The organism is Paenibacillus sp. V4I7 (genome assembly GCF_030817275.1).
GTDB lineage: Bacteria > Bacillota > Bacilli > Paenibacillales > NBRC-103111 > Paenibacillus_E.
In genome coordinates this window covers 3,180,248-3,201,760 of the sequence record NZ_JAUSZD010000002.1, presented here as the reverse complement: position 1 = coordinate 3,201,760, position 21,513 = coordinate 3,180,248, and the positions used below count along the sequence as shown (strand labels likewise).

Here is a 21,513-nt window from a genome sequence, read left to right as displayed (position 1 = left end):
AAATTAATTCTATACGGCCCTTTAAAAAACCTATTCAATTGGATAGATTGTCAACAGTCCCAAAATAGCGGGCTTTTATTTTCAACCAAAATACATACTATCTTTTCGTAGTGTCAGCACTATTCCACTGTTGAATCAACTGCTGGGCATCTGCATTCAGAACCGTTTTCACTTGATTAGCCGAATCATTACCAAGGGCCTCGTTGTTCAAGTGCTTCACGAAATCCTCCATATGCTTGGCGGCCTGATCCGGCTTCCCGATATCCAGCTGATGCTGTGCCTGATCCAGATTATTGGAAAATTGCGAGGTCAGGGAGCCCTTCAGCAGCCCTTCCTTCACGTAACGGTCCATAAGCTGCTTCATGTAATGAGCCAACCACAATATAAAATTTACCTTTATTATATCTTATGGCGCTTGCCCAGGAGCCTTGCCCATATTCGTTTTCTCCATTTAATAGAGCTTGTTTGTCATTAGCAGCAAGTATATCATATGCATAATTAACAATTTCCCAATTTACGAGATCCGTAGATTTCATAATCGGAACTCCCGGATTCATATGCATTGTTGTACTAGTCATATAGTAGGCATCACCTACCCTGATGATATCTACGTCCGGTACATCTGCCCATATGACCGGATTCTGAACAGTTGTACCAGTAGCAAACACAGATATACCTGGTCCAAGGCTCAGTAATAATGTAAATGTTAATAAAAATGCAATAAACTTCTTATACATTGACAATTCCTCCTCAATAATTTTACTTCCATTTACACACGTTTTTCTATAGACGTCCTGCATCCCACAGCGTTCTAACCTTTGCTTTTGCCCCATTGGTCCCTTGCACCCAGCGGTCAGTTGATAATATATTTGCCTTGCTCCATAGGGAATCCATATTGCCGTCTATAACTGGCGTGCCCACCAGAGCCTCCGAATATTGTGGACCCTCAATCAGGGTTAACACGCCATATTTTGACGTATCCGTATCTTGTGATCCCGTTCTGTCGTTCCAGGAAATATTCGTTACCGTGCTGTCAGCCTTGTTTTCAATACGGACATCAAATCCAAGCTTGTCGTTCAGCGATACGCCATCAACCGGAATTGCCGCTTCGATCCGGTATCCGTCTGCAAGCTTAACCACTTTATATGCAGCAGCCTTGCCCGGATTTGCTCCACTCCGGCGGAAGGTATATTTCTTGTCATCCGCTTCATATGCTGATGTCTTACCGTTATTGCCGTCGATAAATACTTCTACTGCATCATTTCCGTTCGTGCTTGCATCCGATACATCAACAGTAATATAGAGATGGTCTGCATCCCATAACGTTTTGAACTTCGCGACAGCTGCCCCTTCGCTGAGTATGGATACGGCAGATGCCTTGCTCCAGGCATCCTCCAGCTTACCGTCAATGTCAGCACCGGCATTTGCTGCTGTTGTATTCTGAATATCCACAGGCAGCTTGCTTGGATCTACCAAAGCCCAATAGGCGTATTTCGCCTGAAGCCGCTCATCAAACAGCAGAGGCCAGTTGTTGCGGTTGACCGGGAAGGTGCGCAGCCAAGTATTCAGATCATCCTTGCCCCAGAAAATAACAGCCGTTAACTGGTCCGCATGCTTCCTGAACACATCAAAAATATCCTTATACCGTTTCGCCTGCTTAATCTGCAGGTCAAGCGGGAATGTCTCATAGGCATCATTATCATTCGTGTACACGCTCATATCAAGCTCGGTAATCTGCTGTTCAATGTTCAGATCAGTAAAGGCCTGAATCATATCATCAAGCTCTTGAACCTGCGGATACGCAATACCGATATGGGTCTGATGGCCAACGCCGTCAACAGGAATCCCTTTATCCTTCAGCCTTTTTATCAAATCATGCAGGTCCTGCCGCTTGACTGGCATATTCGTGTTGTAATCATTGATATAGAGCTTCGCATTCGGATCTGCTTCATGTGCATATTCAAATGCCTTCTCTATAAACTCTTCGCCTGCAATCTTGTACCATAAGCTGTTGCGGAGACCGCCCGGCTGATTATCACCTGGCTCAAGCACCTCATTCACAACATCCCAGGCGTAGATTTTACCCTTGTACCGGCCAACCACGGCCTCAATATGATGCTTCATCCTAGCAAACAGCAGCTCTTTGCTTGCAAGGTTACCCAACTCATCGTAGAACACCCAATTCGGGGTTTGAGCATGCCAGATCAGCGTATGACCACGCATGGCAATGCCATTCCCAACTGCAAAATCAACGATTTTATCCGAACGTGTGAAGTTGAACTGTCCTTCCTGCGGCTCGGTAGCATCCCATTTCAGCTCATTGCCAGCCGTCAAGCTGTTGAAATGCTTCTTAATCAGCTGTGCATCCGGTCCGCTCGGATCTTCAATCTCATTGACGAGAAGAGCCGTACCCAGCTTGAAATCATCGGCAAATACATCCTTCAGGGATGGAATATCCTGCTGAATGACAATCGGCTCCGGTTCCGGAAGCCTCTCAATCGAAAAATCATCCATGTAAAAGTCCAATGCAGGGTTAGAGGAAGCTTCAAAATATACATAGAGACTTTGAACCGGCTGCTTCAATTGATATTGACCGCTAAGCTTCACCCAGCCGTCCGCTGTTACATTCCCGGCATTGACCCCTTCATAATAAGTTGTGCCATCCGTTGTACGCTGAACGGTCATCGATATCGAAGCTGCCGGCACACCGGCAGGAAGCTTGACCCATGCGGTAAGCGAATAGGTTTTCCCTTCCGTCATTATGGAGGTTACATCCAGCTGCGGGCCATTCCAGCCTTGTGTCCTTTCTGTAACCTGCAGGCCGTATGCCCCAGTGCGGGCAGCAAGCCCCAAAGTTGTCAGCACTTCATTCCCTCCGCGTCCACTCCAGCCTTGAACCGTGCCATCCTCAAAGTCCGTTGCAATCCTCTCTGTTCCCGCTTCCGCCCCTGCCTGTTTCGGCAGTATACTTAGCGACAAGGACGCCAGCATCAGGACGGCTGCCAAAACACCTGATAAAGAGCGCTTCCAACCTAATTTCTTCATTAAATACACCTCACCTATCCCTTCTTGTATATTCTATAAACGCCCCTTGCGGGGCGGATCATGGCGCCATTTCCTGCGGATAGAGGATAATACGGCCTTCCTCCATTCCCACACGCACCTTATTGCTATCCTTAAACCCTTCTCCGTCCAGATAGCATGCTGGAATCTGAAGCCGTCCGGCTTTGTCCAGGACGGCATATTCAATATGGCTCTCCTCCTGAAACGACTTCTCATCCGCGGCATCAAGCCTTGCCAATTCGTCAGCATAGGATTCCTTGCGGATCATCTCGGCGGAGGTTTTACCATCCCTGATCTGGACAACCCGGTCCACCTTGCGGGCCAGCAGCGGATCATGCGTAACGATCACAATCGTTATCCCCATCGTCTGATTCAGGGTCCGGAACAGATCCAGCACCTGATCGGAGGTCTTCGTATCCAGCGAGCCCGTTGGTTCGTCCGCAAGAAGGAGCTTAGGCTCATTCGTCAAAGCGATGGCGATAGCGACCCGCTGCTGCTCGCCGCCAGACAGCTCGCTGAGCTTATTCTTAATACGGTGGCCTAGTCCTACTGCTTCAAGCAGCTCGATGGCGCGCGCCCTGCGTCTTCTGCCCTTCAGGAGCACGGGCAGCTCCACATTCTCTAGCGCTGTCAGATAAGGAATCAGATTCCGGGCATTATTCTGCCATACGAAGCCGACCGTTTCACGCTTATATTTCACAAGCTCCTTCTCACCGAACGCAAGCAAATCCTTACCATCTACAAACAGCTTGCCTGCAGACGGCTTATCCAGTCCGCCCAGCATATTCAGCAGTGTAGATTTCCCGCTGCCTGAATTGCCGATAATCGCCATCAGCTCGCCATCCTCCACCTGCATATCCAGCCCTTGAAGAGCAACGACCTCGAGATCGGCCGTTTTGTAGATTTTGACAAGTTCTTCGCATCTGATCATGTTTTACTCCTCCCCCAGCTTTAACGCCTGATCAATCCGGGTCCGTGACAACCGGTAGCCGAGAATAAGCAGACCGATTGTAAGCGTCAGGCCAACGATGGTGTACAGCTGCACATAATCGCTTAGCTTATAAACAATCTCGAATGGCGGAACCTGCTCCGCCGTCGCAAATGACATTTCAAACAAGGGCACGAACAGCTCGCTGGTCATGTTGCCGATGAGCACACCGATGATAACCGCTGCGCCGGAGGTAAGCAGCTGCTCACTGAGCAGCATCCCGATAATTTGCGGGAACGGAATCCCCATTGCCCGAAGGACGCCATACTGCAGCGTTCTGCCTGACAAAGCCAGCACCCAGAACAGAAGGAATCCGAAGAAGCTGATCAGCATGGAAATCACAAAGCCCAGCGTCAAGACTCCATTGATCGCCATGCGGAATGGATCGTTCCTCGACGTAATCAGCTCCTGTATCGCATCTTGAAGTTCGGTCACATTGATTTTGGCAGCAGTTAGCTGATCGTAGATGGACTGGCTGGATACGCCCTCCTTCAGTTTAAGCCATACTTCATAAGGCTCAACGGCCAGCCTGTTCTGAATGGTGTTCAAATTGCCGACGATCAGATTGGGCTTGGAGACCTTCTCCTCTCCATCCGCTGCAACCGGCAGCGGATTCCAGCCCGGCCAATAATCGATAATGCCGTAAACGGTAAACATGGCTTCATCCAGTCCATCCCAATAGATACGGATCGGATCACCCGGCTTCACCTTGGCTTTATTAGCAAGCGATCGCGAGATTAATACCGCCTTCGGATTAGTTGCCATGAGATTCAAATAACTGTTGATCGAATGATCCAGCAAACCGTCCTTCATCCAGGCGGTTTGACCAAACGCCATTGTGTCTATGCCTACCAGAGTAGCTGCTCCGGATGTATTTTTACTGCCTGCACTAAATCTTGCCCCATCCTTCCGGAATACCTTAGCCGTTGCTTCAACACCTTCCAGCTTCTGGAACGGTTGAAACGGCGGTTCAGAATATTGCACCCGCTTCTCGCCTGTGCCTTGCGCCGTCTGTGTCTGAGGCTGGGCCCCTTGCATGCTTGGCGGAGGAGCATCACTCTCCCAACGAGTGGTCAAGGTTATATCTGCACCAATGTTATATTGGATTTTGCTCTCCATATTATTGTTGATTGTCCGAGCTGCATTGGCACTGAACAAGCCGGTCGACACCGTCAGCACCAGAAACACTTTGATCGTCAGATACTGCCTTGATGAACGGCTGATTTGTATAAGGGTGTTGTACAGAGCAGGCGGCCACCACTTGTGCCCCGCCCAATAAACAAGCCGGATAAACCATGGATAGACCCGCAGTACCAATAGTCCGGCCCCTAGCGCGAATAACGCAGGCATCAGGAACAGCAGCGGATCCACCTGCAGGGCATCCGAATCCAGTGCCAGACGCTTTAAATCCTCCTGCCGGTTATTGAAATTATAGAGCAGATATAATGCTAGACCGACAAGCACAATATCTATTCCCGTCTTATGCCAGAAGGACATCCTGGTGAGCCTTGCCATCTGCTGCTTGTGACTCACTATCGATACCCTGGTCGCCAAAAAAGCCGGGATCAAGATGAGTACAATGGCTCCCGCCACCGCTGCAACCGCGACCTTGTATGCACTGCTGGTAAGGCTGACCTCCAGTGCCGAGCGCTGCACAAATTCAAGGAATCCATTGGATGCTCCGAGTATTTTGGTAAAGGTAACCCCAATAAACGGCCCTGCCGCAAGAGCGCTTGCACCAAGCAGCAAGCTTTCCAGCGTATACGCAGTCATGATCTGCAGCTTACTGGCACCGCGGCTCCGCAGCACCGATATTTCCGTTTTCTGCCTCTCAATGACGAGATTCGCCGCCATAAACAAATAGAAAGCCAGCATGAGCATAACCGGTGAATACAGCGACAGCATCATGACATCAAGCTTCTCTTTCTTGCCCTGATAGGAGGCAATAGTTTCATTCGCAGGAATATTAACTTCTGCTGATCCAAGCCGTCCGCGGAAATAGCTTCGGATCGCCCGATTGGCCTCGGTAAAGGCTGCTATCTTATTAATGCTCATCTGTTTGTAATCCATTGCATAACGCCATTCCAAATCAGATACCCTTACCTTGCCGTCCTTCGTAATAAACTCACGTTCGAATTGCTGGAAGGGGATAATAAAACCGTCTGGTTCATCTGTCACCAGAAATGGCAGGTAAGCATCTGCTGTCGGATCGGTGTCGATAATCCCAACCGGGATGACCCGGAACAATTGCTTATCCGCCGATTCTGCCAGAAGCTCCTCTCCCAGATCGCGCTTGGCAGAATGAAGAAAATTCTGTGTCACCAGCGCTTCGAACAGGCCATCTGTACGGTCAACCGGCATCCGGCCGTCAATGAGACGAACCCGCTTTTCCATTTCAGACAGCGATTTAAAACCGCCTGTCGTTTTCTGCGTTTTAATCTCCTGCTCCGATGCGTCCGCTCCGTATACCTTCATTTTCTGGGTGAAGCGCTGCTGATAAAAGGACAGAGCCTCCAGCCCCAAACGCCCTGGAACCGATTGAATGAACCGGTCCGCACGTCCAATCGCATCTACTGTTTTCTGATCCATCTTGGAGGAGGAGACCGATGTACTAACCCGTATATAGCCCGGATACACGGAGTTCTTGCTTTGGACCAGCTGAAGCTCCTTCTGTAAAGTCCTCTGCAGGATGGCATCCGAATAAAGCGGCATTGAGCTGAACAGAGCTACACATACGGTGAGACCAAACCATAAATTCAACTGCAGCCATTTGTTATTTGCCATCTTGCGGAGAATCATTGTCCATAATGCCATGCGTACACCTCATTCTTGCGCCCTGTCGCCAGGGCTTTCTTAGTACCGTCAGTTGTTCAGAATAACCTGCTGTCCTTTCTCCAGGCCTTTCACAATCTCCACTTCAGTTGGCGTTGTCAGGCCAACTTCAACATCGACTTCTTTTTTGCGCTCACCGTCTGCAATTTGTACATAATTGCGTCCCATATAAGAGCGGATCGCTTTTCGTGGCAGCACAATGACATTTTCCCGCTTTTGAAGATCAATTATCATATCGGCGCTATGTCCGATTTGAATCCCTTCAGGCGGATTGTCAATCCCCATTACAATCGTTACAGCTTTGCTGTCAGCCTTAGCCTTATCAGTGCTGACAGGTGCACTTGATGGAGATTGCAGTACTTTTCCGGTATAGTCCTTCCCCTTGTACTTCAGGCTTACGGGCATGCCGGCTTCTACACCAAGAACACCCTTGGCATCCGATGCCGCATAAGTCAGCTGCATGCTGGAAGGGTCAGCTACCGTTACAATGGTTTGAAAGGCATTTACACGGTCACCGGTTTTAATCGAATCGACATAAATAACCGTTCCCGAGATCGGGGAAAACAGCTGCGACTTGTTAAGCTTGCTTTCCATCGCCTGCAGCGACATTTGTTCCTTTTCAAGGTCGATTTCCTTCAGCCGTTTCACAATGCCGGACACTCCGTTCTGCACGGCTTCACTATACAACAGATGCACCCGCTCAACGCTCAGCTTTTGCTGTCGAACCTGCAGCGCCAGATCTTCTAGCTCCAGCTCAGCCAGCAGGTCGCCTGCCTTCACTTCTTGACCAAGCTTAACGTTAACGGATTTCAGCTGTCCGCCTGATTCGGTGAATGACAGCGTCTTCACGTTCGAGGAGACAAAGATTGCCGTACCCTTCAGCGAGGTTTGAATATTGCCGCGGGTTACATCCACCAGATCCAGCTTTTCCTGAACCGGTTGGATTAGAGGGGGCTGCAGCGCTGTTTCTTCACGGGGAAGAAGCGAGCAGCCGGACAAGGCAATCACTGTGAACGCTGTAAATGTCACGACCGCAGCCCGCTTTGCGTACGACTTCCAACTAGAATTGATTCGTTGTTTTTGAAACAATTTTTCCATCCTCCAATGCAATAACATAATCGACGAGCTCCATAATTCCCGGGTCATGGGTGGTAAGAAGAACTGTCATACCGGAGTGTCTTACCAGATCCCGGAATACCCGCATCACCTGCAAGCCCATTCGGCTGTCCAACTCCGCGGTTGGCTCGTCTGCAATTAATAGCGCCGGTTCATGTGCAATCGCACGGGCTATGGCCACGCGCTGCTGCTCACCGCCCGACAGCTCCATCGGACGATGCTTCATCCGCTCGCGCATCCCTACCCGTTCAAGCGCCCGTTCGGCAGCTTCACGGCTGCCCTTGACCGGTGTCCCGGCAATTCGAAGCCCGAACTCAACATTCTCGTAAGCAGACATCAGCGGGATCAAACCAAAGGACTGGAACACTAGCCCGATCTCTTTACGCCGCAATGCATTCCGCGCCTGGCCCGATAATCCGGTAATTTCCTTGCCCCGGAAAAAAACCTGACCTTCTGTCGGCTCATCCAGCGCACTTAAAATATTGAGAAGCGTTGTCTTGCCCGATCCCGACCGCCCTTTCAGGGCCACCATCGAGCCGGCGGATACTTCAAGCCCGATATCAGTCAGAGCGGTAACGGCGGTATTGCCCTTTCCGAATACCCGCTTAATTCCCGCTGCCTTAAGCAGCGCCTGACCGCCTGCTTCTATTTGTTCTTCCTCCTGTGCCAGCATAGCTATTTCCCTTTCCTGTATGCTCTGTTTCCTAATTGCCAACACCCCCGCAATTGCTTTCTTAAAAAGTGTAGCGCTTACAGAAAGAGGCAGCAACCTGTCGCTCTTTGGTAGAACACCCGCCAAGATATAGAATTAGCCATGCATGGCACACAATAAAAAAACGCGCTCCCGCAGGGAACGCGCTTCTCTTCATTTGTTATTTGCCCGATGAAACGATGATGGTCTTGACTGCTTCCTTTGGGCACTGCCCGGTATCGAATAACAGCGGCCAGTTTTTCCGGCCTCTAACCGGAAAGTGATCCAGCCAGGTATGATCATCTGCCGCCCCCCAGAAGGTTACGCCGGTCAGAACCTCTTTATATTCCCGGAACAGCTCAAAGAACTGCTTGTATCTCACTTCCTGCAGCCGCTTCATTTCCGCCGTAGGCTCTGTCAGATCAATCCGCCTATCATCAAAGGCAAATACGGATACATCCATCTCCGTAATTTGCAGCTTTAAGCCTAGTGATGCATAACGCTCAATGGCTTCACGGATTTGGTCCAGAGACGGATCATATAAATTCCAGTGCGCTTGAAGCCCGATCCCATGAATAGGAGCACCCTTCTCAAGCAGCGATTTGGCCAGAAAGTAGATTTTTTCCCGTTTGCCAGGATTGCATTCATTGTAATCATTGTAAAATAACAGTGCCTGAGGATCGGCCTCATGAGCAAACAGAAAGGCCTGATCGATGTAATCTTCACCAATCCCATGCAGCCATTGAGATGGACGCATCCATTCTGCTCCCTCATCCGTTACCGCTTCGTTCACAACATCCCAGCAATAGATCGTATCCTTGTAACGTTTTACATCTCAATATGGGATCTCATTCGGGCAAGCAGCAGTTCGCGGCTGGCCATTCCTCCGTTACCGTCCTCGAACACCCAGCCTGGCGTCTGATTATGCCATACAAGCGTATGGCCTCTCAGATTCATACCGTTCTCGCGCGCGAAGCCGGCAATCTGGTCAGCCTCCTCAAAGGTAAAGCGGTGCTCCTCCGGATGAAGTCTTTCGAACTTCATTTCGTTCTCGGCGGTCAAGCTGTTATAATGCTCCTTCAGAAGATCGCTCTGGCTGACAATCGTCCGTTTATTTACTGCTGCTCCAATAAGGAAATCGTTCCTGAAGGCTTCAGCTAACGAAAACCCTGATCGCTGCTGTTCTTGTTCTGCCATTATGCCTGCATCTCTTCCATCGCCTCGTAATCAAACCAGTCAAAATAAGCCGGTGTTCCACTTTGCACCCCGTTACCCGTTGCATACATGGCCAATAATACACCGGTGAAGCCGCCCGCAACCTCCGTCGCTAGCATCGCACATTCACCGGCTCCGAACCATACCGGCTCCGCTTTCTCATCTCCTGAGAATCCAAAGTTGTATTGCCATTTGTCCGCTTTTATCGTCAATACGACCGTATCCGAGGACCATGGCAGCTCATTCTCCACTTTCCATAAGCTGCCGAGTCTCCGTCGGAAAATCAGCTTACGCTTGCCCATGATCCTCATTACTGCGATCTCATAATGAAAACGGTCATTCATATATACAGCAAGACCTGCTTCTTCCCCATCCTTCTGCGGTGCAAATGTTAAATGAACAGCAGCCCGGCATTCGAAATGCTGCTGCCGCCTGCCCACAAAAGCCGGTGCATCTAGATCATTCAACGTATAAGCATTGCCGCGCAGGGTTAGAGCTCCGGTCTGCTCTGTAAGCGACCAGCTTTCCGGATACGCCACCCTTAGAAAGTTCCAATGCGGTGCAAACGTGTTCGATTCGAATTCCTCCCGGACGGGCTGTTCTCCAACAGGTTGCAGCTCTAGGCTGCCTGCTGGCATCGTTTCGCTAACCATCCCGTTGACTCCGATCACCGGCCAGCCCTCTTCGGACCAGCTTACCGGCGCAAGGAAAGTCTCGCGCCCGAGATGATGACAGTTCGGATAGCCTACGGGACGAATACCAAGAAATACGGACCACCAGCTTCCATCCGGCGTTTGGACCAGATCTGCATGACCGGTGGCATGAATCGGATTGAGCATACTGCGGTGAGTCAGTATCGGGTTTGACGGGCAGCTCTCGAACGGTCCTTGTGGACTGCTGCTTCTTGCGATGGTTTCCATATGGCCGTATTCTGTGCCGCCTTCCGCCATCATCAGATAATACCAACCGCCTATACAGTAAATATGCGGAGCCTCTGGGTATTGTCCCCCGGTTCCGCTCCACAGGAACTTTACCTCCGATAACCGCTTGCCAGTCGCTAGATCAAGGCGGCTCTGATAGATGCCGGGTCCATTCTCATTGCCGCTCCAGGCGGAGGAGACATAGACGGCTCCATCCTCATCGACAAACAGATCGGGATCAATTCCCGGCTGATCGATAAAAATCGGATCAGACCATTCTCCTCTCGGATCGCGGGTATGGACGTAAAAGTTGCCTCCGCCAGATACATTGGTCGTAATCATGTAGAAAGTGCCGTTATGCACCCGGATTGTTGGGGCGAAGATTCCTGCCGAGCTCCGCGCTTCATCCAGATGCAGCTGTTCCTTCCTCGTCAAGCAGTGCCCGATCTGCTCCCAATGAACCAGATCCTTGCTGTGGAATAACGGAACCCCCGGGAAATATTCGAATGAGCTTGTCACCAGATAGTAATCCTCGCCGTCTCTGCAGACGCTCGGATCGGGGTGAAAGCCGCTAATAACGGGATTGCGATAAGTAACTGTCATAGATGATGAACCCCTTTTCGTCAGGTTATTTGCTGTAACGGAAGTAATCGAAGTCGACATAGCCGCCGGATTGCTTTGTTGCATAGTTAAACAGACCGATCCGGTAGCCCATGAAATGATCCAGTGTGTACCTCATCTGCAGAGGGCGGCCGATCGGTGTCCACTCCACTCCGTCAGTCGAATAATAGAAATAGGCAAGGTCAATGCTGTTACGAAAATCAAAATCTATCTTCACATGAATCTGGCTGCCTTCATACCGGTGCTTTTCCACAGTTTCCATACCGCCGTCGCCGCGGTTCATCCCTATCACGACATAACGCTCTCCGTTATCCTCTGCCTGAACGCCAACCGTACCATATCCGCTTTGCAGTGCGACAAGACCGGCATGATCGCCAGCTTTCATATTGGACAGATCCAGTACCGTATTTCCGCTGCATGCCGGACCTTCCGTCCGCTGGGTAAGGGTATTTCGGGCAAGCACGAGACGATCAGTGATTTGCCCAGTCTCCAGACGCAGATAACCCGGCCGGGCTGTAACTGACCACCGCGTGTTGTCCGGATTATGGTTCCATTGCCAGTTCAAAGCCAGCTTGTTCTCTTCATAATCGAATTCATCACTGATGACAATCGGCTTGGAAGCGGACTCCGGCAGATTCGCGTCGAAGGAGACCGGTGCTTTGCCGCCATTGCCGATAACCGGCCAGCCGTCCTGCCAGGACATCGGCAGCACGCATGGAATCCGGCCAACAGCATCATGATCCTGGAATAAGAAGGTGTACCATTCACCGGAAGGCGTGTCGATAATACCGCCTTGCGCAACCCCCTTGTTGTGATAGCCGAGATCATCATCGAGAATTACTTTATATTCATAGGGTCCTAGAAGCTCTGTCGAACGGTAACACAACTCCCTGCGGCGTCCATGCCCGGTTCGCGGCCAATCAATGAAAAACAAATAATAATAGCCATCCAGCTTATAAGCATGGCAGCCCTCTATGCGCAGCCCCATGCCTTCCCGCTCCCCTTCCAGCAGAAGCTGACGGATTCCGTCAGGCTTGATCCGGGCAGCGTCAGCTGTTAATTCAGTTATATAGATGTCCCCGTTGCCGCTGAATACAAAGACGCGATCTTCATCAAACAGCAGCCCCGGATCATGCTGAAGCCCGTTAATGACCGAACGCTCCCATGTGCCGTTCTCGATATCCCGTGTCCGGTAAATATAGAACTGCTGACTATCATTACAGGAGAAGCAAACATAAAAGGTTCCGTTATGAAAACGCAGGCTGGAAGCCCATGAGCCTTGCCCGTAAATGCCTTTACCGTCTGAAAGATTGTGGGCATCATTGTCTTCGATCGTATCAAATACATAATTCACGATCTCCCAATTCTTCAGATTAACAGATTTCATAATCGGACAGCCTGGCATCGAATGCATACTGGTGCTGACCATATAAAAGGTATCTTCTACGCGGATCATATCAATATCAGGTACATCCGCCCAAATAATAGGGTTTGTTATAACGGTGCTGCTCATATGCAGTTCCCCTCTCCATTTAGCTCAACAAGGAAAGTTTAGCTCTCGCAGTCGGCTCCAACAACCCGCCGGATTGCGGCTTTATTACCCGTCAAGCTATAGATTACTAGCTATTATTTAACAGAGCTGCTGCAGAAACAACAACTGTCCATATATAAGCAACGTCAGGCTATAGTCCGCTCCAAGCTTTATATGTTTAAATACAATCTGACAACTCATATTTCAAATCCAGCTCTTAAACGGGGTCACGAACATCCGCAGCCGGGCACAAGAAAGGATGTATATTACTTGTGGACAAGCAGCTTGGACATACTCCCGCCATGGGATGGAACTCATGGAATACCTTCACCTGGGACATCAATGAACAGTTAATCCGGGATGTTGCCGACCTATTCGAATCGGAGGGCTATAAGGAAGCAGGGTATGAATATATCGTAATTGATGATTGCTGGACAAAGAATGCTACACCGGCTCCTTCTGCCATAATGATATGGATATGTGGTTGTAGGCATGTACGGCGGCAGCAATAACTCGTTTATCGGTAGTAAGATAGGCGGCTGCAGCGACAATGAATACAAGACTCACTTCTCATTATGGTGCTTACTGGGTTCTCCGCTCCTGATTGGCTGCGATATTCGTACGTCTAATCAGACGACTAAAAATATGCTATTGAACCCGGATCTGATCGCCATCAATCAGGATACCGAAAGCCGCGGAGCTTACCGGATCAAGCCTGAGCCACAATGGTTCCATACTGAAGATGTCTTTATGCTGGTAAAAGTACTTACGGACGGCGACGTGGCTATCGGCTTCTTCAATCTGAGCGGGGCCGATGATAGAGCGATCTACATGAAGCTTGTCTCCAGAACGGCTCAGCAATTTTTATGCATCGATTGCCTGAGGGTAAAGCTGGACTGCGGACGGGAGCCCATTGAGAAATTAATACGCTATTTCAGGTCATCCGGCAACTGCGTCCTCTTCCGCTAATGTTTCATGTCTTGGACATGCAGCGGCATATATTCGGAAGGCGTATATGACGTTGCTTTCTTAAATACCTTAGAGAAATAAAGCTGATCCTTGTAGCCTACCGAGCATGCGACCGACTTGATGGACAAGCCGGATGACTTCAGCAGCTCGCGGGCTCGTTCAATCCGGTGTGCGGTCAAATAGCCGGAAACAGACATCCCGGCCGCTTCCTTGAACAAGCGGAAGCAGATAGCTTCGCTCCAGGCTGACAGCATTTACAATATCCGATACCGTCAAGGTTGCCTTCCATAATTAATCATGATATATTCCTTCGCCAACCGAACATAATCGATAAAATGCGATTCTCTCGGATAAAACCCCACATAATAGGAGAGCAGCATACGTAATTGCGCCTCTGTTCTCATTTTCTCAAAAGGCCTCGCATCAGCACCTTGCACCACAGGGAAATAAGGCTTCAAATCAGCCGGACATGCCGCGGCTGAAGGTTTATCCGGCTCAAGCTCCGTCATCGCCACCAGACGCTCCGCTTCATCCCCTTTAAACTCAATCCATACATACTCCCAGGGATCCTCAGGATCCGGATAGTAGTAAATCTCCGTTTGCGGAAAGATCATGAAGCTATCGCCTGCTGTTAACGGATACCGCCGATTACACGTCTGCAGTGTTCCCTTCCCGCTTACAATGAAGTGCAATCACGAACGCCCGGCCCCCACTTATGCCTGTTGGCAGGCTTATAGCCGCTGTAGGTGCAGATCAACTGACTGCTGTTAAAGGTATCAAGTTTCTTCACGAAACCCACGCTTATTGGTTGAACCGCCAGCTATGCAGCTTGAACAGCTTGCTGGCAGGCTTGCCTTTGAACACCAGGTACAGGTCATGAACGCCGCCGACACCAGTAACCTTGGTTTGATATTCCGCTGCCTCCGTCCGCGCAGCAGGAATCTGCAAGGACCCAATCAATTGGCCGTCTGCCGCATCCAGCCGCAGCTCAATGACAGCAGCCGAGCCTGCCTCCGATACAGATGCCGTAAACCCGGAAGCGCCGCTGCTGCCAAAATCAACCTTGGACAATGCGAGCCAATCGCCGCTGTCAATATCGGTGACGGCCACGCTGCCATCCGCAGAAGCTTCAGCTGCAATTCCCGCATTCCATCGGATCGTTGCCGCTTCTACACGCTCATAGGGATTGAAAGATTGAATTTGCGGCACACCTTCGTAATTTGCCGTAATTTCTTGAATGGACTGATCGGCATCCTGGAACTTAAGCTCATTCAGGTGAGTAGAACGATAACCCTTCGGAACCCCCATCGCTTTCGATAAAGTCTGGGCATGGTAGGCAATATACCAAGCATCCTTAAACTCGAAGATAACGTGATGGTTGTTGCCGCCTACCCCGAAGAAATGTCCCGGATTTTTCAGAATCGTCCCCCGGTATGTCCATGGTCCCATCGGACTGCTGCTTGTCATATAGGCGATCTCTCCTGCTGGAGGGCTTCCCTCCGGACGGACGCCGTTATAGAAGTTCGAGCAATACGTATAGTAATAAGTACCGTTATATTTGTTAATGCCTGCATCCTCGAACATAAACGGAGCCGGGATTACCTGTGCTTCGCCCATTACGCTGGTCATATCATCCCCAAGCTGCATGACCCGTGCTGTATCCGGTCTTTCATCCTTGCCTTCCGGCACCCCGCCGCCGAAGTAGATATATGCCTTGCCGTCATCGTCCATGAGCACAGCTGGATCGAATAACCAGGTAACCTTCTCAACACCGGGAGTTGATCTTAAGATCAGCGCTTTCCCAATTGGATCCTTCCAAGGGCCAGTCGGGCTGTCGCCCTCGAGCACACCAATTCCACTCGCATTATTCGCAAAATAAAGGAAGAACTTGTCTTGTCCGTTAATGACCTTATGAGCGATAGCCGGCGCCCATGATTGTGTTGCCCATTTAGCCGTTCCTTCAGGACCTGCAGCATTTATAACGCCATGATCCGTCCAGTTCACGAGATCCGCAGAGGAAATAATGCCAATCTTATTAATGTTGCCGAATGTATTATCCTTCACGCTTCCATCCTCGCTGTATTCCAGTACGTCATTCGTCGTATACAGATAGACGCGGCCATCATGTACAAGAGCGTATGGATCTGCTCCAAACTTGTGCGAGACAAGCGGATTGCCTTGTGGCGGTATTTTACCTACTGCACTAGCCAAATTAACTTGTAAATCTTCCATTGTTACTTCCTCCTGATTCGTTATCGAATGATGGGATGTGAAATATAGAGTTAGAACGGCTGCAAGGCAGCCTAGCAGTACGGCAATCTTCAGATTAATCCGTTTCATGGATCAACCTCCTCAAGTCTGATTGAGGGCGTCCCGATATTCCTGCGGTGTCATGCCGATAGCCTTCTTGAAAAACCTTGTAAAGGAGTGAGCAGCCTCATAACCCACCAGAACGGCAACCTCCCGAACCTTCAGGTCATCCTCTCTCAGCAGTTCCTTTGCTCTTCTCACACGACAATTGTCTATGTATTCAGACAAATTAATGCCGCATTCCTGTTTGAAAAACCGGGATAAATAGGAAGGATTGAAATAATTGATCTCGGCCAGCCGGACAAGAGACAGATCTTCGCTTAAATGATCATTGATATACTCACAAATGTTACCAATGACGCTCGATGCATTTTCCCTTCTCTCCGAGCTTTTGACCTGAAACAGCTGATCACTGACCTGCTTTAAGCAGTGAACCGCCTCTTTTATCGAAGAGTGCTCATCCAGGCGCATCAGCTTGCTGTAATCTTGAATCTCACGGCATAGCCCCGAACGGTTGATATAAGAGAACAGAACCAGCGCAATAGAATAGTAAACTTCAATGATTCGTTTTACAGGACTGTTAGCCTGCAGCATGATCATACTCAGCTCTTCGAATATTTCCCCGAATTTGCCCGATTTGCCAGCTTCCAGAAATGCAGCAAGCATCTCTGCTTTAGAGGAGATTTGCCCTTCCTCTTTCCTTAGAAGCTGCTCTATGGAGTAATCTAGCTGCTCACCGCGGTCTGTCAAAATAATGGTCACTCCATCTCCGTCAATCTTCATCAGCTGCAGCTGACGGAGCCGCTCGTACTGCCGGTTCATCGCATCCCAGGCGCAGGGAGTGCCGCTTATAGTAAAGGCGACTGGCAGTCCAAGAGATTGCAGGCAAGTCTCTTGAATCAATTCCAACGTGCCTTCCAAATAACGGACCAGATGATTGTAGAACTTCTCATCGGCAGACCCGGAGGGCTGCAACAGCCACAAGAGATCCCCATGCTTATCTACGATACCGATATGCCTGGTTTTCTCCGACAAATACGAATTCCAGACCATTCTTGCGTTTGTAAGCAAGCTGCTTCTCTCAATAAAAGTAGTACCCTCCGGATAACATAAATGTCCGATGACCAGAAGCACAGGCATTTCCGGATCAAGACCGATGTTCATTTTACGGAATTCATCCGTCAGCCTGTTCTCTTCTAGATTAAAGCTTTCCTGAAGCAGGTGGCGTATGTAATCCCCTTGTGCCATCTGCTCCAAGGCATAGAGCTGCTCCCGTGACTGCTCCAGCATTTTGCTTATCTGATTCTCATGCTCGATCTCCTGAATCACTTCTTGCACCGTTGCCGTAACCTTATCGTAGCCCTCTGTCTTCAGTAAATACCGGACGTCCGTCATTTGAATCGCTTTATAAGCATAGTCGAACTCACTGAATCCCGTCAGGAAGATGACCTTGCATCTTGGCCAGAAGGCTTGAATTTCATCGGACAGCTCGAGACCGTTCATGCCTGGCATGCTAATATCGGTCAATACGATATCTATCCTTGTCCGTGACATCCACTGCAAAGCTTCCTTGGCCGAATAGGCTTTGCAGACATCCAGCTTCTCCGGCATCAGCCGGTGAAAGACCTCGTACAGCGAGTCCGTAATAATATCTTCATCATCAACGATCAGCAATCTATACAATGTCACCGGCCCCTTTCAGCCTGATTCTAATCTCGACCTTCAGGCCATTTAACTCGCTTCTGGACAGAAACAGACCGCTGTCTTCCCCATAGGTTAAAATAATGCGCCGATGGATGTTGATCATGCCGGTCATTTCACCGGATTCTCCTCTGCTGTTTAATCTTGCTTGAAGGGCTTCAATCTGAGCGTCGCTGATTGGATTATCGCCGTTATTCTCTACAACAATTCTTGCTTCCTCTTGACCCCTATCGAAGGAAACACGGAGCAAGCCCTCATCTGTCATTTTCTCGAGACTATGCTCATAAGCGTTTTCGATTATCGGCTGTATAATCAGCCTCGGCACCCGTATCCGCCCCATGTCCTTAGACAGCTCGTCGAACTCTACCTTGATTCTTCTGGAGAAACGGAGCTTCTGAATTTCAGTATACATTCTGGAATGCCGGGTCTCTTCCGATAAGAGAACGTTATCCTCTCCGTTGCGGGTAATGAACCGGTAATACTCGCCAAGCATATTCGTGAAGAGCTCAACACGTTCCAAATCCCCGGTTTTCGCCAATGAGTTCAGAATAAAAAAGCTGTTGTACAGAAAATGCGGTTTAATTTGGGATTGAAGCTGCTTGAGCTCTGCCTTCTGCATCATCATCGTTTGCTTGAAATCCTGGTCGATCAGCGTCTGCAGCTTCTTAATCATCTGGTTGAACCGGTTATACAAATAGCCGAATTCATCCTTCTGCTCATGGTCAATTTGAATGTCCAATGCACCTCCTTCCATCTTTCTGAAGCTCTGTACAAGCAGCAGCAGCGGCTTATGAACAAACTTATAGGTAGATAACGCATAAATAACGATTGCGCAGCAAGAGGTCAGCGCGAACACCCAAGCCCAGTTATTAAATCCGTTCAGCGGCTTCTTCACAACCGATTCTGGCAGATAGGTAATGACGGACAATCCAAGCGACTCGGAATACGCTTTATCGAGATGATAATTACGATTATTAATCCGCATGATCATTGTATTATCTTTGGAACGAACCGTAGCAAATACATAGCTCTGCAAGGCGTCTGAAGTGCCAGCGCTGCTGGCTAGTGTAAAGCCGGTTTTATTCGAGATCAGAAAAGAGCCGCTTTCGGGATAGACACTGATCTGCTGCAGTGATTCCTTAAGCTTGTCCTTATCCAGCTCAATCTGAACAATAAATAAAGGAGCTCCTTGCTTGCCGCCATATTTGGCAGCGCTTAAATGAAGCGAATCATCCCAGCGGATCAGGCGTACCTGCTTCTTATCCACTTCTGCACGGAAATAGTTAAAGCTGAGCTGATTAAAATCGTCAACTCCATTGCTCGATGAGATGGTCTTCTGAATGGTACGTACATGCACATAAATATCTTTTATATAAGAGCTGCTGTTTTTAATTGAAGTAAAGCGGTGGAGCAAATAATCAATGCTTTCCTTCCTGTCGGCATTGTCCATTAAATCCCAGGTAACCGCTAGTTTATTAAAGTCCGTGTCCTGCAAAATATCAAATTGCTGAATTTCCAGCCATTCTATCTCATGATTCAAGTCTTCCAGATAATAGGAAAGCTGTGCAGCTGTATTTTTCGATATTTCATTGCTGGCATTTGAATAACTCCAATTATACAAATAGACCCCTAGTAAAATAATCGGCAGGATCACAATCAGATTCATTATAATCAACCGGACAAACAGTGCATTGCGCCATAAATGAGCTGGCAGTCTAAACAAGAGAATACCTCCGTTGTTCTATTTTACGAATATATAGGGCACTCGTTGACCGGCATTCACTGTTTCCCGCTTTCGCGCTTCGCATACCACTGATTAACCTCATCTGTAATTTTGTCTCCACCCAGCTTGTACCAGTTGTTTACAAATTGGGCGAATTCATTGATAGGTCTGCCCAAAATAATATTAAGGTAGGTCTCATTCTGCAAATCACTTAGAATCAGCTGCTTATCAATCATTGTATCTGTAGGAGCGCCAACAAAACTCTCGTACAGCAGCTGATCTTTTTTTTCATATTGATCGATAATAGAGAAAGCTCCCGTAGGACCGTAAGTTTTCAGCCAGCCCCAGCCACCGTAATCATTACCGGACAAATATGTATCCATTCTCTTCTTGATATACTTGGCTTCATACTTCATCAAATCATTATTTCCGATCCTGCTCGCAGCCTTAATCTGACGGAACGCCTCCAGATTTTTGCGGGTTGGGGACGGCGTAACCGGTGATAGCAGCCATACTGGATAGGTCGTATTGTAATACTTCTCATACTCCGCTGTTTGTCCCCAGTTTTTCTCCAGATGCAGATTAAACAGCTTGATAATGGCCTCCGGATGCTCATAACCTTTCTTGACCGCGAAGTAGGTGTTAGTATTGAATTTAAGCGGAACTTTGGCCGCATCTCCAGCAGCAGATACGATCGGATAAGCCTGCCAGTCAGCGTTCGGATCATTATCGCGGCTTGTATTCAACAGAAAGGAAACCCATTGCTCACCGTAGATCATGCCGATCTTCCCGGATGTTATCAGCTTGTTAGCCTTCTCTCCGTCCTTCAGAGCAAACTCGGGATCAATCTGCCCTTGCCGATACATATCCTGAATGACCTTCAAGGCTGTTTTGACCTCAGGCTGGATCCCTCCGTACACGAGCTTGCCCTGCTGATTCTTAATCCATATATTTGGAAATGCATCATACCCGGCCATAAGATCCACAAGCCCCATAACAGGGTCGCCCAAATTTTTGGTTGCCCCAATCCCGAAGGTATCGTCTTTGCCGTTGTGATCAGGGTCATCCTCTGTAAACGCTTTCGAAATGGTCAATAATTCCTGCATCGTTGTTGGCGGTTTCAGCCCCAGCCTATTCAGCCAGTCCGTTCTGATCCATAACAAGTCGGCATCGTCAATGGAGGAACTTGTCTGCGGAATGCCCATCAGCTTGCCGTCAATCGTTGCCGTCTCAAATGGACCGTCACCTTCCTCACTGAGTACTCTCTTCGTAAGAGTGGAAGCATATTGTTCATAGACATCCGTCAAATCCTCGATCAGTCCTGCATTGCTGAGCTCCCGGAGCTGCTGGACATTCACTTTGACTACATCCGGAATATTTCCTGAAGCAATGGAAGCGCCAAACTTCTGACGGTATAAATCCCCTTTAGCTGTCCAGTCGTACTTGATCTTGATTCCGAGAACCTCTTCATCCAACCTGGTCCAGCGGTTATCCTCCAGGGTTTCCCCGGGCAGGCTGTTGATCAGGCTCTCCAGTCCTTCATCGGTTTCTCTTACAAAGGATAGTTCAATCGGAGGCTCGAATCGGCTGAAGGACGGGTCACCGTTCGTTACTGCCGGATTGTTGACCTGCTCCTTCGGCAGATTGGCAGCGTTTTCTTTGTCGCATGCAGATAAGGTTGATAGAAACATAAATGCTGTAAGCATAAGCTTAGCTTTGTTTGACCATGGCCTTGGTATCCGCAACAGGATTACCCCTTTTCTCTCGGGCGCAGCTGCGACGCACGAGCTGTATGATATTCATTATCTTGGTTGATACCTGATAATACAATAC

General features: G+C 49.1%; 17 protein-coding genes and 1 pseudogene. 2 read left to right on the top strand and 16 right to left on the bottom strand.

All coding sequences use genetic code 11. The annotated features are described in order from the left end of the window. Nucleotides 1-97: 97 nt before the first annotated feature. The 10 genes and pseudogenes from QFZ80_RS15850 to QFZ80_RS15805 form a co-directional block, all read right to left on the bottom strand. Complete coding sequence (locus QFZ80_RS15850; protein ID WP_307559897.1) at nt 98-364, bottom strand: FIMAH domain-containing protein; 267 nt, start codon at nt 362-364, stop codon at nt 98-100. Continuing rightward, nucleotides 291-737: a family 43 glycosylhydrolase gene (locus tag QFZ80_RS15845; RefSeq protein WP_307559895.1), complete on the bottom strand. Its 447-nt coding sequence runs from the start codon at nt 735-737 to the stop codon at nt 291-293. The genes QFZ80_RS15850 and QFZ80_RS15845 overlap by 74 nt, the downstream gene beginning before the upstream one ends. Nucleotides 738-783: 46 nt before the next feature. Next, the gene (locus tag QFZ80_RS15840; protein WP_307559893.1) at nt 784-3,045 is read right to left on the bottom strand and encodes an endo-1,4-beta-xylanase; all 2,262 of its coding nucleotides are present in this window, start codon (nt 3,043-3,045) and stop codon (nt 784-786) included. 58 nt (nt 3,046-3,103) lie between these two features. Next, entirely contained in the window at nt 3,104-3,994 is an 891-nt protein-coding gene (locus tag QFZ80_RS15835; RefSeq protein WP_307559891.1) for an ABC transporter ATP-binding protein, read from the bottom strand. A gap of 3 nt (nt 3,995-3,997) precedes the next feature. After that, nucleotides 3,998-6,865, bottom strand: coding sequence for an ABC transporter permease (locus QFZ80_RS15830; RefSeq protein ID WP_307559888.1), 2,868 nt, complete (start codon nt 6,863-6,865; stop codon nt 3,998-4,000). Between the two features lie 48 nt (nt 6,866-6,913). Next, the gene (locus QFZ80_RS15825; RefSeq protein WP_373460405.1) at nt 6,914-7,981 is read right to left on the bottom strand and encodes an efflux RND transporter periplasmic adaptor subunit; all 1,068 of its coding nucleotides are present in this window, start codon (nt 7,979-7,981) and stop codon (nt 6,914-6,916) included. Continuing rightward, the gene (locus tag QFZ80_RS15820; RefSeq protein WP_307559884.1) at nt 7,944-8,672 is read right to left on the bottom strand and encodes an ABC transporter ATP-binding protein; all 729 of its coding nucleotides are present in this window, start codon (nt 8,670-8,672) and stop codon (nt 7,944-7,946) included. The genes QFZ80_RS15825 and QFZ80_RS15820 overlap by 38 nt, the downstream gene beginning before the upstream one ends. 199 nt (nt 8,673-8,871) lie before the next feature. Next, nucleotides 8,872-9,887: pseudogene (locus QFZ80_RS15815) on the bottom strand (endo-1,4-beta-xylanase). After that, nucleotides 9,887-11,428 carry a glycoside hydrolase family 43 protein gene (locus QFZ80_RS15810; protein WP_307559882.1) on the bottom strand — a complete coding sequence of 514 codons (1,542 nt, stop codon included), beginning with the start codon at nt 11,426-11,428 and terminating at the stop codon, nt 9,887-9,889. The pseudogene QFZ80_RS15815 and the gene QFZ80_RS15810 overlap by 1 nt, the downstream one beginning before the upstream one ends. Before the next feature lie 25 nt (nt 11,429-11,453). After that, the gene (locus QFZ80_RS15805) at nt 11,454-12,959 is read right to left on the bottom strand and encodes a glycoside hydrolase family 43 protein (protein ID WP_307559880.1); all 1,506 of its coding nucleotides are present in this window, start codon (nt 12,957-12,959) and stop codon (nt 11,454-11,456) included. 290 nt (nt 12,960-13,249) lie between these two features. Here QFZ80_RS15805 and QFZ80_RS15800 point away from each other — a divergent pair, with 290 nt between their 5' ends. Then, complete coding sequence (locus QFZ80_RS15800; RefSeq protein ID WP_307559878.1) at nt 13,250-13,489, top strand: hypothetical protein; 240 nt, start codon at nt 13,250-13,252, stop codon at nt 13,487-13,489. Then, on the top strand, nt 13,470-13,946 hold the full coding sequence (locus QFZ80_RS15795; protein WP_307559876.1) for a hypothetical protein: 477 nt from the start codon (nt 13,470-13,472) through the stop codon (nt 13,944-13,946). Before QFZ80_RS15800 ends, QFZ80_RS15795 begins: the two co-directional genes overlap by 20 nt. Here QFZ80_RS15795 and QFZ80_RS15790 read toward each other — a convergent pair. The 6 genes from QFZ80_RS15790 to QFZ80_RS15765 all read right to left on the bottom strand — a co-directional run bounded on the left by QFZ80_RS15790 (nt 13,943) and on the right by QFZ80_RS15765 (nt 21,386). Beyond that, nucleotides 13,943-14,200: a helix-turn-helix transcriptional regulator gene (locus QFZ80_RS15790; RefSeq protein WP_307559874.1), complete on the bottom strand. Its 258-nt coding sequence runs from the start codon at nt 14,198-14,200 to the stop codon at nt 13,943-13,945. The genes QFZ80_RS15795 and QFZ80_RS15790 overlap by 4 nt on opposite strands. An 18-nt stretch (nt 14,201-14,218) precedes the next feature. Further along, entirely contained in the window at nt 14,219-14,638 is a 420-nt protein-coding gene (locus QFZ80_RS15785; RefSeq protein ID WP_307559872.1) for an AraC family ligand binding domain-containing protein, read from the bottom strand. A gap of 109 nt (nt 14,639-14,747) precedes the next feature. Beyond that, the gene (locus tag QFZ80_RS15780) at nt 14,748-16,286 is read right to left on the bottom strand and encodes a glycoside hydrolase family 43 protein (protein WP_307559870.1); all 1,539 of its coding nucleotides are present in this window, start codon (nt 16,284-16,286) and stop codon (nt 14,748-14,750) included. 12 nt (nt 16,287-16,298) lie between these two features. Further along, entirely contained in the window at nt 16,299-17,939 is a 1,641-nt protein-coding gene (locus QFZ80_RS15775) for a response regulator transcription factor (protein ID WP_307559868.1), read from the bottom strand. Then, the gene (locus tag QFZ80_RS15770) at nt 17,932-19,680 is read right to left on the bottom strand and encodes a sensor histidine kinase (protein ID WP_307559866.1); all 1,749 of its coding nucleotides are present in this window, start codon (nt 19,678-19,680) and stop codon (nt 17,932-17,934) included. Before QFZ80_RS15770 ends, QFZ80_RS15775 begins: the two co-directional genes overlap by 8 nt. Before the next feature lie 56 nt (nt 19,681-19,736). Next, nucleotides 19,737-21,386, bottom strand: a complete 1,650-nt coding sequence (locus QFZ80_RS15765; RefSeq protein ID WP_307564136.1) for an extracellular solute-binding protein — start codon at nt 21,384-21,386, stop codon at nt 19,737-19,739. Nucleotides 21,387-21,513 lie beyond the last annotated feature (127 nt).